The following is a 14,498-nucleotide window of genomic DNA, read 5'->3' as shown; positions in this document are numbered from 1 at the left end:
AGCGAGGTGTTCACCGTCGTCCCCGTGCCGCTCAGGCGAAGGGGATCTCGAAGTGCACCACGCCGCTGCCCCCGCCGGGCACGTCCTCCCGCTCGTCGCACACCACCTTGCCCAGCGTCCGCCACAGACCCATCGCACCGGGCGAGTGCGGATACGTGTGCAGATACACGGACCGGTAACCACCGTCGGCCCGCGCGAAGTCCAGCAGACCCTCCACCAGCCGCCGGGCCAGGCCCCGCCGCCGGTGCTCGGGGCGCACGTACACCCGCCGGAGCTGTGCCGTCTCGCCCGAGGGGAACCGCTCGGCCAGCCGGCGCGGGTTCGGCGGATGCGCCGGGCCGCGCGCGTCCAGCGCCGCCGTGGCCGCCACCGTCCCGTCCCGCTCGTCCACGGCGACCAGGAGCGTGTGCCGTGGCGGCAGGACGTAGAAGGACGCGGGGTCGATGATGTCGGCGTGCCACCCTGGCACGTATCCGGTCCCGAAGTCCCGGTACACCGCGTCGAGCATCACCACCCGGGCCCCGTCGAGATCCTCCGCCGTGGCTTCCCTGATGATGACGTTGCGCATTTGCACATCATATGCAAGAAGCTCGTCCGGCTCGCCAGGGGGTGGGTGTCCGCCGGGGCTCAGCTCCCGGCCGGGGTGAGCACCACGAAGTCCGCGTTCGCCGGGTCGAGGCAGACGGCCAGCCGGCCGACGCCCTCCGCGTCCTCGGGCCCCATCTGCACGCTGCCGCCGTTCTCCCTGACCTTGGCCACCGCGGCGTCGCAGTCCTCCACGGCGAAGACCGGGTGCCAGTACGGCCGGCCGTTCGTCAGCGAGAGGTTCTCCTTGCCCAGCTCCATGAGACCGCCGTGCATGCGCTCCTCGGGCAGTCCCGCGGGAGTGATGAGCGTGTACGTGCCTCCGCCGCCCGGCAGCTCCATGTCGCTGAACTGCCAGCCGAACAGGCCGCCGTAGAACTCCTTCGCGGCCGTCGCGTCGCTCGTCATCAGCTCGGTCCACGACAGTGAGCCCGGCTGGTCGACCAGGTCGACGCCCTTGTTCGTCCCCGGCTGCCAGACGGCGAACTGGCCGCCCAGCGGGTCGCTGTACTGCGCCATCCGGCCCCACTCGTCGAGGTCCATCGGCGCCACCCGGACGGTGCCGCCCGCCTGCTGCACGGCCTCCGTCGTGGCGTCCGCGTCGGGGACGCTGAAGTACAGCATCCACGCCGAGCGCGCTTCCTCCTCCGTGAGCTTGCCGAGACCGGCGACGATCTTGCCGTCCCTCCGGAACATGCCGCCTTCGAAGTCCTCGCTCCCGCCCATGGACTCGTAGTCCCACCCGAGCACGGCGCCGTAGAAGGCCGCGGCGGTCCGCACGTCCGGAGTGCCGAGGTCGAGCCAACAGGGAGAGCCGGGGGCGAACTCCGTGGTGATCATGGCGATGCTTCCCTTCCGCAGATTCGGTGTGCCCAGCGTGACACCGGGCACTGACAACCGCCCGTCGGCCGAGCCCCGGCCGGCGGATCCCCGGCCGCCCGCTCCTGGTGGCTTGCGGGGCCGTGGAATCATCGGAGGGCATCGCCCGGTCGGGTGATCGCGGATCCTGTGCGGTGAGGTGGTGGGCGGCGTGGCGGTCGGCTGGGAGTGGGACGACACGTTGTTCTCGGGGACCGCCGCCTACTACCAGCGGGGGCGGCTGCCGTACGCCCCGGGGCTGGCGGACGCGCTCGCCGAGGAGCTGCGGCCGGACGGGCAGGGGCGCCTCGTCGACGTGGGCTGCGGGCCCGGGACGATCGCCCTGAGCCTCGCGCATCTGTTCGGCGAGGTCGTCGGCGTGGACCCCGACCGCGGGATGATCGCCGAAGCCGGACGCCGGGCCGCAGAGCGGGGAGTGGGGGAGAGGACCCGGTGGGTGCGGGCCCGCGCCGAGGAGCTGCCCGCGGGGCTCGGCACGTTCGCCGTCGCCGCCTTCGCGCAGTCCTTCCACTGGATGGACCGCGACCTGGTCGCGGCGACCGTCAGGGACATGCTCCGGCCGGGCGGGGCACTGGTGCACATCGCGGACCTGAAGACGGAACACCGCACCCTCGACGGCCTGCCGCACCCGGCGGTCCCCTACGCGGCCGTGGACGACCTGGTCAAGCGGTACCTGGGACCTGTGCGGCGGGCGGGCCGCGGAGTCCTGCCGCAGGGCACGGCGGGCGGCGAGGCCGAGGTGTTCGCCCGGGCGGGATTCTCCGGCCCCCGGCGTCTCGTCGTACCCGGCGGGCAGGCGCTGGAGCGGACCGTCGACGATGTCGTCGCCTGGGTGTTCTCGATGTCGTTCTCGGCGCCGCATCTGTTCGAAGGACGCCGGGACGACTTCGAGGAGGACCTGCGCCGGCTGCTGCGGGAGGCCTCGGCGGAGGGCCGGTTCTCCGAACGCGGCCCGAGCACGGAGGTCTACGTATGGCGGAAGGACACCTCCGGGCACTGAACGGCAGGCGCCGGGACGGCGTCAGTGCACCGACATGCCGCCGTCGACGAAGACCGCCTGCCCGGTGATGTAGGCGGACGCGGGGCTCGCCAGGAAGACCGCCGCCCCCGCGAAGTCCTCGGCCAGTCCGTTCCGCCCGATCAGCGTGCGTTCGGCGAGGGCGGCCACCTTCTCCGGATCCGACGACAGACGCGCGTTGAGCGGTGTCATGACGAAGCCCGGCACCAGCACGTTGCACGTGACGCCGCGCGGCGACCAGGCCTCGGCCTGCGACCGCGCCAGCGACTCCAGGCCGCCCTTGGAGGCGCCGTAGGCCCCGCTCTGGACGAACGCCCGGTGCGCCTGCTGCGAGCTGATGTGCAGGATCCGCCCGTAACCGCGCTCCGCCATGCCCGGGCCGAAGCGCTGGCCCAGCAGGAAGGGCGCGTCCAGGTTGACGGCCATCGTGCGGTCCCAGACGTCCTCGGTGAGTTCGTCCATGGGCGGACGCACGTTGATCCCGGCGCTGTTGACGAGGATGTCGGGTTCCCCGAACGCCTCGACGGCCCGTTCGGCGGCCGTCCGCACACCCTCGCGCGTACTCAGGTCCGCGCCGACCCACGCGGCGCGGCACCCCTCGGCCGTCAGCTCCTCGACCGTCGCGGTCAGTCCTGCCTCGCCACGCGCCACCACCACCACGTTCGCCCCGGCGCGCGCGAGGGCGCCCGTTATGGCGCGGCCGATGCCGGAACTGCCGCCCGTGACCACCGCGGTCCGGCCGTGCAGGGAGAACAACTCGGAGAGATAGGCCTGGGTGGCCGGCGTGGCTGCTGTCGTCATGACGAGCACTCTAGATCGACCCGCACGCCCACCATTGAAGCCCCCTTCACGGGCAGTGGTCTGGATCCCATGGCAGGGATTGAGTGCCCGTCCCGGGCGATGTCCCCACCGCCGTCCGCCGCGGTCCCCACCGCCGGGTCCGGTAGCTCCCGGCCACCCGGCACCCCATGTAGATGCCGAACGAGATCGTCGTGACGTAGGGGCTGATGGGAACGCTGCTGCCCAGTGCGAGCAGGATGCCGCCTCGATCGAGGCCACGGCGAACAGCACGCTCAGCACGGGCAGCAGCACCGGCGACGCGGTGACGCGGGCGGCGGCCGCGGCCGGACCTACCGGCACCGCAATTGTTGGGGGGTTTCTGGACTGGTGGTCCAGTGGTTGGATCTGTAGTCTAGATCCATGCGAGAGACTCTGACCGCGGAACGGGATGCGATCCTCGCCGCGCTGACACCGGTCGTCGACGGGATCGCCGCGACCTTCGGGCCGGTCTGCGAAGTCGTGCTGCACGACTACCGGAACCCGGAGAAGTCGGTCGTCGCCGTCGCCGGATCGGTGACCGGGCGGGCGGTGGGCGGCGCGATGAGCGAGATCGGCATGCGCGTCCTGTCCCACGGGGACGAGGCGGCCGACGACCTGAACTACGTCACTCGCACCCGGAACGGGACGCTGGTGAAGTCCTCCACGATGGTGCTGCGGGATTCCACGGGAGCCGTGTTCGGCGCGCTCTGCGTCAACGTGGACGTCAGTGCCGTCAGCCAGGTCCACGACCTGCTCGGCGCCCTCGCCGGAGCCCGCGCGGCCCCCGCCGAACTGCCGACCACCACCTTCGGCAACGACATCGACTCCGTCGTCGACGCCCTCGTCGACGCCCACCAGTCGAAACAGCGCGGCAGCTGGGCGGAGCTCGACCGCGCCGAGCGCCTGGAGCTGTTCGGCGGGCTCGACACGCGCGGCGTCTTCGCCGTGCGCGGCGCGGTCGAGCAGGTCGCCGCCCGGCTCGGCATCTCCCGCGCCTCCGCCTACAACTACCTCTCCCAGGCCCGGGCCGCCCGCAGCGCGGCGTCCGGCACATCCGCTGGAGGACACGCGTGACGACCACCACCCCACCGGTCACCCTCGACGACGTCCGGGACGCCGCCGCCCGGCTCCGCGGCGTCGCCCACCGCACGCCCGTCCTGCGCTCCCGCACCCTGGACGCCCTCGCCGGTGCCGAGATCCACCTCAAGTGCGAGAACTTCCAGCGCGTCGGCGCCTTCAAGTTCCGCGGCGCCTACAACGCCGCCTCCCGCCTCGCCCCCGACCAGCTGTCCCGGGGCATCGCCGCCTACTCCTCCGGCAACCACGCCCAGGCCGTCGCCCTGGCCGCCCGCGAGCTCGGCACCACCGCCGTGATCGTCATGCCGGAGGACGCCCCGCCGTCGAAGCGTGCGGCCACCGCCGGCTACGGCGCCGAGATCGTCACCTACGACCGTTACACCGGCGACCGCGTCGCCATCGCCGAGACCCTGGCCGCCGAGCGGGGTCTCGCCGTCATCCCGCCGTACGAGCATCCGCACGTGATGGCCGGACAGGGCACGGCCGCGCTCGAACTCCTCGAAGAGACGGGGGAGCTGGGGGCGCTGCTGACGCCGGTCGGCGGCGGCGGGCTCATGGCCGGCAGTGCCACGGCGGCCAAGGGCCTGCACCCGGACATCCGGATGACCGGCGTCGAACCGGAGGCCGGGGACGACACCAAGCGCTCCCTGGAGGCGGGCCGGCGCATCAGCATCCCGGTGCCGCACACCATCGCCGACGGACAGGCCCTGCACACACCCGGCGCACTCACCTTCTCCGTCAACCGGCGGCTCGTCGACGACATCGTCCTGGTCACCGACGACGAGATCCGGGACGCGATGCGGTTCGCCTTCGAACGCCTGAAGATCGTCATCGAGCCGAGCGGCGCCACCCCGCTGGCCGCTCTGCTCACCGGCCGCGCGGGCCCCCTTCCGCGCCGCGTCGGCGTCATCCTCTCCGGCGGCAACATCGACGCCGAGCGCTTCGCCAGGCTGTGCGGCACCACCAACGGCTGAATGGCGCGGCCCGCCCGCCGGACGGACGATGGAAGCACATCCCTCACCTGAGGAGGAGCGTCATGCTTGAGATCAAGACGCTCGACAAGCCGGACGAGCGGCGCGACTACCCCCGAGGCCATCTGGAAGCCGTCCATATGACAGGACTGGACTTCGCCATCGCCACGTTCGAACCAGGCTGGCGCTGGTCCGAGTCCGTGGCTCCGATCGCCGGGACCGACAGCTGTCAGATCCACCACAACGGCTACGTCGTCTCGGGCCGCATGCGCATCCGCATGGACGACGGAGCGGAAAGCGAAGTCGGACCCGGCGACGTGTTCGTCATCTCGCCAGGACACGACGCCTGGGTCGTCGGCGACGACCAGTGCGTGGTGTACGACTTCGCGGGCACCATGGCCAAGGAGTACGCCAAGAAGGACTAGCCCCGCCGTCCTTCGTACGGCCGCCCGGTCACACCGGCAGCAGCCGCCCCACCAGGACGCTCAACTGCCGGACGGTGCGGCACTCGTGCATCTCGACCAGCTCGGCGTAGGCGGGCGCGGCGGAATCGCCCGTGCCCCAGCGCGACCGCTGCTCGGGGTTCAGCCAGTAGACGCGGCGGGCCCGTTCGGCGATCTGCCGTACGGCCGGCAGGTTCGGATCGCTCATGTTCGTGCGGGCGTCACCGAGGACGAACACGGTCGTGCGCGGGCCGACCGCGTCGCCGTGGCGTTCCGCGAACTCGCCCAGCGCCATGCCGTAGTCGCTGCTGCCGTGCCAGCCCGTGAGCGTGGCCTCCGCCTGGATACGGGCACTGAGTCCTTCCGGGTCCGCGGTGCCATGCCGCAGGAGGCCGGTCACCTCGTCGATCCGGTTGACGAAGGCGAACACCCGTACCTTGCTGAACTGGTCGTGCAGCGCCTGCACCAGCAGCATCGTGAAGTCGGAGAAGCCGGACACCGATCCGGACACATCACACAGCAGCACCAGTTCGGGGCGGACCGGACGCCGCCGGCGCAGTACCGGCTTCATCGGCACCCCGCCCGTCGACAGCGAGCCGCGCAGGGTCCGCCGCAGGTCGATCGCGCCCCGGGAGGCACGGCGGCGGCGGGCCGCGAGCCGGGTCGCGAGCTTGCGGGCGAGCGGCTGAACCGTCCTGCGCAACTCGGCCAGGCGGGCCTTTCCGGCGAACAGGAACTCGACCTGGTCGACGGTCGGGGCCACCGCCCGCCGGGCGATCTCGTCCCGCCCGCGCCGCTCGGCCACCCGGCGCCGCGCCTCCGCCGCCACCAACGCGCGGAAGGTTTCGATACGCCGCCGGATCTCGTCCTCCAGCAGCCGGTCCGCGAACCCCTCACCCCCGCCCCTGCCGCGCACGTCGTCGCGGACCCGGGCGAGCAGAGTCTGCGGACGCAGTCGTTCCAGCGTCTGGTACGACGACCAGCCGTCCGACTCCGGCGCGGAACCGTACCCGCCGAAACCGTCGACCGCCTCCACCGCCAGCCGGCCCAGCAGCACCTGGTCGTCGGCGGCGAGCGCGGCCGCCAGTCGGTCGCGCAGATCGTCCCGGCCCGCGGCCCTCTCCTCCGGCCTGCCGACACCGCGCGGGAAGTACAGGTCGAAGACCGGGTCGAACACCTGCCGCCCGCCGGGGCCGTGCAGCAGCGTCGCCGCGAGCCCCTCGCGCAGCAATTCCCGGTCCGCGAGGCCGAGCGCCTCGACCGCCCGTGCCGCGTCGACCGTCTCACCGGTGCCGATCCGGATGCCGTGCGCGCGCAGCGCCCCGACCAGGGAGGTCAGCCGCTCCGCGACGCCCGCCGGAGTGGTCACAGGGCGTCCAGGTCGAGCTTGGCGGTCGCCTTGAGCACGTCGTCCTGGTGCTTGAGAAGCACCCCGAGGGTGGCCCGCACGACCGTCTCGTCCAGGGTGTCCGCACCGAGGGCGAGCAGCGTGCGCGCCCAGTCGATGGTCTCGGCGACCGACGGCACCTTACGCAGGTCCATCGCCCGCAGCGCACCCACGACCCGGACGACCGAGCGGGCCAGCGCCTCGTCGAGCCCCGGCACCTTCAGCCGTACGATCCGGCGCTCCAGCTCCTCCTCGGGGAAGCCGATGTGGAGGAAGAGACAGCGGCGGCGCAGCGCCTCGGACAGCTCCCGGCTCGCGTTGGACGTGAGGACGACGAAGGGGCGGCGCGTCGCGGTGATGGTGCCCAGCTCCGGCACGGTCACCTGGAAGTCGCTGAGCACCTCCAGGAGCAGGCCCTCCACCTCCACGTCCGCCTTGTCGGTCTCGTCGATCAGCAGCACCTTCGGCTCGTCGCCCCGGATGGCGGTCAGCAGCGGCCGCGTGAGCAGGAACTCCTCGCTGAAGATGTCCGTGCGCGTCTCGTCCCACGTCTCGTCGCGGCCCGCGCTGATGCGCAGGAGCTGCTTGGCGTGGTTCCACTCGTACAGCGCCCGGGACTCGTCGACCCCCTCGTAGCACTGGAGACGGACCAGCCGCGCCCCCGCGACCTCGGCGACGGCCTTGGCGAGCTCCGTCTTGCCGACACCGGCCGGACCCTCCACCAGCAGCGGCTTGCCCAGGCGGTCGGCGAGGAAGACGGTCGTGGCGACGGCGGGCGAGGCGAGATAGCCGGTCTCGGCCAGACGTGCGGAGACGTCGTCGACGGATGTGAACAACGGGGCCTCCAGGTCGGCGGCAGTGGGCAGGGCAGATAGGTGTCCAAGCGCTTGCTCACCGATGATGGCACGGAGGCTCCGCGCGCAGAACCCGTATCGCGGGGTGTGCTCGACGACACCCCCCAGTGCCCTGCGCGGCGACGGCGGCCACGTCGACGCGATCCTGCCCTGAGCCGGCGCTCCGCCCGTCAGGCGCCGCCCACCAGGATCACCTCCAGCGTGCGCGGCCCGTGCACCCCCTCGACCCGGTCCAGCTCGATGTCACTGGTCGCCGACGGCCCGGAGATCCACGTCAACGGCCGCGCCGGGTCGAGGCGTTCCAGCCCCTGCGGCACCGACGACACGACCTGGCCGGGGACGCGCACGACACAGATGTGGTGGTCCGGGACGAGCGTGATCCGGCGGCGGCCCTGGTCGGGAGAGCCGTCCAGCACGATCGTCCCGGTCTCCGCGATCGCGACCGCACAGGCCGTCACCACACTGTCCACCCGGTCGAGTTCATCCGGCGTGCTCTCCGCCCGGTCCGCCACCCGGGTCACACCGGTCGCCGCCAGCCACCCCTCGTCCAGCCCGGGCGGCACCAGCACCGACGCCGAGCCGCGCTTCTCCAGGAGCCCCGCGATCAGCCCGGCCAGCCCCTCGGCCTCGGTACGGTGCACGATCGCCCGGTAGTCCGCCAGGTTCTCGGCGAGCAGCTCCACCGTCTCCGAGACGCTCCGGTCCCCGTGCTTGCGCGCATAGTCACGCGAAACCGCCTGCTCGTACGGCATGTCGTCGCGTGGCACGTCCGCCAGCGCGCGCCGTACCCGCCCGAGAATCCGTTCCCTGCTGGTCACTTGGCCCCGTCCTTCCCGCCGTGCGTCCGCTGCCACCAGTCCCGGAACGGCTCGGCGGGCACCGGTGGCAGATCCCGGGTCCCGCTCCAGGCCCGGCCGGGCCCCGGCAGCGTACGGGGATGGAAGCGCCGGGTCCGGGAGGCGGCGCGCTGGCCGGTGCGCAGCGCGCCCGGGTGCGTGAACGCCCAGCGTGCCGCGCGCATCGCCGCCCGCTCGGCGGCATGCCCCTTCGCCGGCCGCAGCACCACCTTGTTGCCCTCCCGGGTGACCTCCCCGCCCTCCACCACCCGTTCCCGCAGATGCACCAGCACCTCGGGGATGTCGATGGCGACCGGGCACACCTCGTAGCACGCGCCGCACAGCGAGGACGCGTACGGCAGCGAGGCGTCGATCTCGCTGCCCGTGCCCCGTAGTTGAGGGCTGAGGATCGCGCCGATCGGCCCCGGGTACACCGAGCCGTACGCGTGGCCGCCGGCCCGCTCGTACACGGGGCACACGTTCAGGCACGCCGAGCAGCGGATGCAGCGCAGCGCCTGCCGGCCGACCTCGTCGGCGAGGGTGTCGGTGCGGCCGTTGTCCAGCAGCACCAGATGGAAGGTGCTCGGCCCGTCCCCGTCGGTCGTCCCGGTCCAGGTGGACGTGTAGGGGTTCATGCGCTCGGCCGTCGAGGAGCGGGGGAGGGTCTGCAGGAACACCTCCAGGTCCCGCCACGTCGGCACGATCTTCTCGATGCCGACGACCGAGATCAGCGTCTCGGGCAGCGTCAGGCACATCCGGCCGTTGCCCTCCGACTCCACGACCACCAGCGTGCCCGTCTCGGCGACCATGAAGTTGGCGCCGGAGATGCCGACCTTGGCGCGCAGGAACTTCTCCCGCAGGTGCAGCCGGGCCGCCTCGGCGAGTTCGGCGGGCGTGTCGGTGAGGCCCTCGGGGGCCGGGCGGCCCCACTCGCTCATCTCACGGGAGAAGATGTCGCGGATCTCGCCGCGGTTGCGGTGGATGGCCGGGACGAGGATGTGCGAGGGCCGGTCCCTGCCCAACTGCACGATCAGCTCGGCGAGATCCGTCTCGTAGGCGCGGATGCCCTCGGCCTGAAGCGCCTCGTTGAGCCCGATCTCCTGCGTGGCCATCGACTTGACCTTGACGACCTCCGATTCGCCGGTCATCTTCACGAGCTGGGTGACGATCTCGTTGGCCTCGGCCGCGTCGGCGGCCCAGTGGACGATGCCGCCGGCCGCCGTCACCGCCTCCTCCAACTGCTCCAGATAGCGGTCGAGATGGCGCAGCGTGTGGTCCTTGATCCGCTTGCCCGCCTCGCGCAGCTCGGCCCAGTCGGACACCTCGGCCACGGCCTTGGCCCGCTTGGCGCGGATGGTGTGCGTGGCGTGCCGCAGATTGCCGCGCAGGGTCGTGTCGCCCACGGCCTCCCGCGCGGCCTCCGGAAACGCCGGCATCCCGAGATACGTCCCGCTCATACGGCCGGTTCCTCCTCCGTGCTCGCCAGGATCTCCGCGATGTGCACCGGCCGCATACCGGTCCGCAGCCGGGTCATCGTCCCGCCGATGTGCATCAGACAGGAGTTGTCGGCCGCGCACAGCACCTCGGCGCCCGTCGACTCGGCGTTGCGCACCTTGTCGGCGCCCATCGCCGCCGAGACGTCGGCGTTCTTCAGCGCGAAGGTGCCGCCGAACCCGCAGCACTCGTCGGCCCCCGGCAGCTCGGCCAGCTCCAGCCCCTTCACGGCCTGGAGCAGCCGCCTCGGCCGGTCGCCGAGGCCCAGCCCGCGCAGACCGTGACAGGTCGGGTGGTAGGTCACCTTGTGCGGGTAGTACGCCCCGACGTCCGTCACGCCCAGCACGTCCACCAGGAACTCCGTGAGCTCGTACGTCTTCGGCACGACCGGCGCCAGCGTCGCCGCGAGGGTGTCCCCGCGCCCCTCGGCCCGGGCCCGCTCGCCCATCCGCGGATACAGCTCCCGCACCATCGCCCCGCACGATCCGGACGGCGTCACGATCGCCTCGTACTCGCCGAAGACATCGGAGAAGTGCCGGGCGAGGGGCTCGGCCTCGTGACGGTATCCGGTGTTGTAGTGCGCCTGGCCGCAGCAGGTCTGCGCCATCGGGAAGTCGACATCGACGCCCAGTCTGGTCAGCAGTTTCACCACGGCGCGCCCGGTGTCCGGGTAGAGCGTGTCGTTGACGCAGGTCAGGAACAGGGCGACACGCATCGCGGCTCCTTGTGGTCGATCATCGGATGAGTGCAGCGTAGTGCGGGGACGGGACCGGGGGGAGACCCCGTCAGTCCCCGGCGAGCCGGTCCTGCGCGGCGCGCCACCGCTCGGTCCCGCCGCGCGGCTCGTAGCGCGTGAGCGGCTGCGTACGGACGAGCAGCCGCCGCATCCCCGCCAGGTCACCGGCCAGACCGTGGGCCCGCGCCTGCACGAGTACGTTCCCCAGGGCGGCGGCCTCGGTCGGCCCCGCCACCACCGGCAGGCCGCACGCGTCGGCGGTCAGCTGGCACAGCAGCGCGTTGCGCGTACCGCCGCCCACCACGTGCACCACGTCGACCGGATGCCCGGCGAGCCGCTGCGCGTCCAGGACGGCCTTGCGGTGGGCGAGGGCGAGGGAGTCGAGGATGCAACGCGTCACCTCGGCCGGCGACTGCGGCACCGGCTGCCCCGAGGCCCGGCACGCCTCGGCGATCCGCTCCGGCATCCGCCCCGGCGCGAGGAACGCCGCGTCGCCCGCGTCCACGACCGACCGCAGCGCCTCCGCCTTGGACGCCTCCAGCAGCAGCGCGCCCAGGTCCGGCTCGCCCCAGGCCCGCACGCACTCCTGGAGCAGCCACAGCCCCATGATGTTGCGCAGATACCGGACCGTGCCGTCCAGCCCGAGCTCGTTGGTGAAGTTGGCCGCCCGGCTCTCCTCGGTCAGCACCGGCGCGTCCAGCTCCAGACCGGCCAGGGACCAGGTGCCGGTGCAGATGTACGCGAACCGTTCCCGACCGGCGGGTACGGCGGCCACGGCCGACGCCGTGTCGTGCGACCCGACCGCCGTCACGGGCACGGGCCCGGTCAGCCCGGTCTCCTCCAGCACCGCGCCGCGCAGCACACCCGCCGGATCACCGGGCTGCCGCAGCGGAGCGAACAGCCCCAGGTCGATCCCCAGCCGCGAGGCGATGTCGTACGACCAGTCGCGCGTGCGGGGATCGATCAGCTGGGTCGTCGAGGCGTTGGTGAGCTCGGTGCCCTGCTCGCCGGTGAGCCAGTACGTCAGCAGGTCGGGGATGAGCAGCAGCCGCCGGGCTGCGGACAGCTGGGCGGAGGACCGGGCCGCCGTCAGCTGGTACAGGGTGTTGAAGGGCGCGTACTGCAACCCTGTCGCCGCGTACAGCTCCTCGGCCGGGACGGTCGCCCACACCTTCTCCGCGACCCCCTCCGTCCGCGGGTCCCGGTAGTGCACGGGATTGCCGAGCAGCGCCCCGTCCGCGTCGAGCAGCCCGTAGTCCACGGCCCAGCTGTCGATCCCGACGGAGTCGACCTGCCCGGCCGCCTTCAGCCCGTCCAGCACGCCCGCATACAGACCGAGAACATCCCAGCGCAGTCCCTCGGGCACGCGCACGGGCCGGTTCGGGAAGCGGTGCGCCTCGGTCAGCTCCAGGCTGTCGGGGCCGACGCGGCCGGCCATGACGCGCCCGCTGGACGCGCCGAGGTCGACCGCGGCGTACGACTTCACGGCCGCGCTCACCGCAGGAAGGCGGCCGCGACGCCGGCGTCGACCGGGACGTGCAGCCCGGTGGTGTGGGTCAGATCGCCGCCGGTGAGGGCGAAGACCGCGTTCGCGACATGCTCGGGCAGCACCTCACGCTTGAGGATGGTCCGCTGGGCGTAGAACTCGCCGAGCTTCTCCTCCTCGACCCCGTACACGGCCGCCCGCTGGGCCCCCCACCCGCCGGCGAAGATCCCGGAGCCGCGCACGACCCCGTCCGGGTTGACGCCGTTGACGCGGATGCCGTGCTCGCCCAGCTCGGCGGCGAGCAGCCGCACCTGGTGGGCCTGGTCGGCCTTGGTGGCGGAGTAGGCGATGTTGTTGGGCCCGGCGAACACGGCGTTCTTCGACGCGATGTAGACGATGTCGCCGCCCAGCTCCTGCGCGATCATCACCCGCGCCGCTTCCCGCGACACCAGGAAGGACCCGCGCGCCATGATGTCGTGCTGCAGGTCCCAGTCCTTCGCCGAGGTCTCCAGCAGCGGCTTGGAGATCGAGATGCCGGCGTTGTTGACGACGAGATCGACACCGCCGAAGGCCAGTACGGCCGCCCGGAACGCCTCGGCGATCTGCTCCTCGGACGTGACGTCCACGGTCACGGCGACGGCCTTGTCCGGACCGCCCAGCTCGTCGGCGACCGCGGCCGCGTTCTCGCCGTTCAGGTCGGCCACGACGACACAGGCGCCCTCGGCGGCCAGCCGGTGCGCGATGGCCTTCCCGATCCCGCTGCCGGCACCGGTCACCAGCGCCACCCGCGTCGCGAGCGCCTTGGGCTTCGACATCCGCTGGAGCTTGGCCTCCTCGAGGGCCCAGTACTCGATGCGGAACTTCTCGGACTCCTCGATCGGCGCGTACGTGGACACCGCCTCCGCGCCGCGCATCACATTGATGGCGTTGACGTAGAACTCCCCGGCCACCCGGGCGGTCTGCTTGTCCTTGCCGAAGCTGAACATGCCCACGCCCGGGACCAGCACGATCGCCGGGTCGGCACCGCGCATGGCGGGGGAGTCGGGTTCGGCGTGCCGCTGGTAGTAGGCGGCGTACTCCTCGCGGTACTCCGCGTGCAGCTCCTTCAGCCGGGCGACGGCCTCGTCGAGCGAAGCGGTCGGCGGCAGGTCGAGGACCAGCGGCCGGACCTTGGTCCGCAGGAAGTGGTCCGGGCAGGAGGTGCCCAGCGCGGCCAGCCGCGGATGCTCGGCGCTCGCGAGGAAGTCGAGCACGACCTCGGAGTCGTCGAAGTGCCCGACCTGAGGCCGGTCCTGGGAGGCGAGGGCACGGACGTACGGCGCGAGCGCGGCGGCCCGCTCCCGGCGCTCCCCGGCACTCAGCGCGGCGTACCCCTCGATCACCGGACCGAAGGGCTCGTCCTTGCCGCGCTCGGCGAGGAACTTCTCCGCGGTCCGGATGATGTGCAGCGAGTTCCGCTCGCACTCCTCGGACGTGTCACCCCAGGCGGTGATCCCGTGCCCGCCGAGAACGCACCCGATGGCCTGCGGATTGGCCTCCTTCACGGCCGCGATGTCCAGCCCCAGCTGGAATCCGGGCCGCCGCCACGGCACCCACACGACACTGTCCCCGAAACACTCGGCGGTCAGCTTCTCGCCGTCGGCGGCACACGCCAGCGCGATCCCGGAGTCCGGGTGCAGATGATCGACGTGCGCGGCCTCGACGAGCCCGTGCATGGCGGTGTCGATGGACGGAGCCGCACCGCCCTTCCCGTGCAGGCAGTAGTCGAACGCGGCGACCATCTCGTCCTCGCGCTCGACACCCGGGTAGACGTCGACGAGCGCCCGCATCCGGTCCAGCCGCAGCACGGCCAGCCCGGCCTCGGTCAGCGTCCCGAGATCCCCACCGGACCCCTTGACCCACATCAGCTCGAC

14 protein-coding genes and 1 pseudogene are annotated in these 14,498 nt (G+C 72.3%); 4 read left to right on the top strand and 11 right to left on the bottom strand.

The annotated features are described in order from the left end of the window. Positions 1–31: 31 nt before the first annotated feature. Both CCL05_RS00945 and CCL05_RS00940 read right to left on the bottom strand, forming a co-directional pair. Entirely contained in the window at positions 32–568 is a 537-nt protein-coding gene (locus CCL05_RS00945; protein ID WP_086558532.1) for a GNAT family N-acetyltransferase, read from the bottom strand. 59 nt (positions 569–627) lie between these two features. Continuing rightward, the gene (locus tag CCL05_RS00940; RefSeq protein ID WP_086558531.1) at positions 628–1,425 is read right to left on the bottom strand and encodes a VOC family protein; all 798 of its coding nucleotides are present in this window, start codon (positions 1,423–1,425) and stop codon (positions 628–630) included. Between the two features lie 190 nt (positions 1,426–1,615). Here CCL05_RS00940 and CCL05_RS00935 point away from each other — a divergent pair, with 190 nt between their 5' ends. Beyond that, positions 1,616–2,464, top strand: a complete 849-nt coding sequence (locus CCL05_RS00935; protein WP_086558614.1) for a class I SAM-dependent methyltransferase — start codon at positions 1,616–1,618, stop codon at positions 2,462–2,464. A gap of 21 nt (positions 2,465–2,485) precedes the next feature. Here CCL05_RS00935 and CCL05_RS00930 read toward each other — a convergent pair whose 3' ends face one another. Next, positions 2,486–3,283: an SDR family NAD(P)-dependent oxidoreductase gene (locus CCL05_RS00930; RefSeq protein WP_086558613.1), complete on the bottom strand. Its 798-nt coding sequence runs from the start codon at positions 3,281–3,283 to the stop codon at positions 2,486–2,488. A 46-nt stretch (positions 3,284–3,329) separates the two neighbouring features. Next, a pseudogene (locus tag CCL05_RS45815) lies at positions 3,330–3,616 on the bottom strand (metal ABC transporter permease); the annotation flags it as partial. A 66-nt stretch (positions 3,617–3,682) separates the two neighbouring features. Between CCL05_RS45815 and CCL05_RS00920 the strand changes: the two are divergent. The 3 genes from CCL05_RS00920 to CCL05_RS00910 all read left to right on the top strand — a co-directional run bounded on the left by CCL05_RS00920 (position 3,683) and on the right by CCL05_RS00910 (position 5,774). Next, a complete protein-coding gene (locus CCL05_RS00920; RefSeq protein ID WP_086558530.1) occupies positions 3,683–4,375 on the top strand; it encodes a helix-turn-helix transcriptional regulator in 693 nt (230 codons plus the stop codon). After that, positions 4,372–5,352 (top strand): pyridoxal-phosphate dependent enzyme, encoded by a 981-nt coding sequence (locus CCL05_RS00915; protein ID WP_086558529.1) that lies wholly within the window; start codon positions 4,372–4,374, stop codon positions 5,350–5,352. Before CCL05_RS00920 ends, CCL05_RS00915 begins: the two co-directional genes overlap by 4 nt. A 62-nt stretch (positions 5,353–5,414) precedes the next feature. Next, positions 5,415–5,774 carry a cupin domain-containing protein gene (locus CCL05_RS00910; RefSeq protein ID WP_086558528.1) on the top strand — a complete coding sequence of 120 codons (360 nt, stop codon included), beginning with the start codon at positions 5,415–5,417 and terminating at the stop codon, positions 5,772–5,774. Positions 5,775–5,802: 28 nt separating this feature from the next. Here CCL05_RS00910 and CCL05_RS00905 read toward each other — a convergent pair whose 3' ends face one another. The 7 genes from CCL05_RS00905 to CCL05_RS00875 form a co-directional block, all read right to left on the bottom strand. Beyond that, positions 5,803–7,161 carry a vWA domain-containing protein gene (locus CCL05_RS00905; protein ID WP_086558527.1) on the bottom strand — a complete coding sequence of 453 codons (1,359 nt, stop codon included), beginning with the start codon at positions 7,159–7,161 and terminating at the stop codon, positions 5,803–5,805. Beyond that, on the bottom strand, positions 7,158–8,015 hold the full coding sequence (locus CCL05_RS00900) for an AAA family ATPase (protein WP_086558526.1): 858 nt from the start codon (positions 8,013–8,015) through the stop codon (positions 7,158–7,160). The genes CCL05_RS00905 and CCL05_RS00900 overlap by 4 nt, the downstream gene beginning before the upstream one ends. 188 nt (positions 8,016–8,203) lie before the next feature. Further along, positions 8,204–8,851 (bottom strand): LutC/YkgG family protein, encoded by a 648-nt coding sequence (locus tag CCL05_RS00895; protein WP_086558525.1) that lies wholly within the window; start codon positions 8,849–8,851, stop codon positions 8,204–8,206. Further along, the gene (locus tag CCL05_RS00890; protein ID WP_086558524.1) at positions 8,848–10,326 is read right to left on the bottom strand and encodes a LutB/LldF family L-lactate oxidation iron-sulfur protein; all 1,479 of its coding nucleotides are present in this window, start codon (positions 10,324–10,326) and stop codon (positions 8,848–8,850) included. The genes CCL05_RS00895 and CCL05_RS00890 overlap by 4 nt, the downstream gene beginning before the upstream one ends. Further along, on the bottom strand, positions 10,323–11,078 hold the full coding sequence (locus CCL05_RS00885) for a (Fe-S)-binding protein (RefSeq protein ID WP_020272446.1): 756 nt from the start codon (positions 11,076–11,078) through the stop codon (positions 10,323–10,325). The genes CCL05_RS00890 and CCL05_RS00885 overlap by 4 nt, the downstream gene beginning before the upstream one ends. Positions 11,079–11,148: 70 nt before the next feature. After that, entirely contained in the window at positions 11,149–12,597 is a 1,449-nt protein-coding gene (locus CCL05_RS00880; protein WP_086558523.1) for a rhamnulokinase, read from the bottom strand. After that, positions 12,594–14,498: bifunctional aldolase/short-chain dehydrogenase (locus CCL05_RS00875; RefSeq protein WP_086558522.1), on the bottom strand; the 1,905-nt coding region annotated here is incomplete at its 5' end. The genes CCL05_RS00875 and CCL05_RS00880, both read right to left, overlap by 4 nt.

It is taken from the genome of Streptomyces africanus, from assembly GCF_002150735.1.
In the GTDB taxonomy this organism is placed as follows: domain Bacteria; phylum Actinomycetota; class Actinomycetes; order Streptomycetales; family Streptomycetaceae; genus Streptomyces; species Streptomyces africanus.
This window is presented reverse-complemented; position numbering and strand designations above follow the sequence as displayed.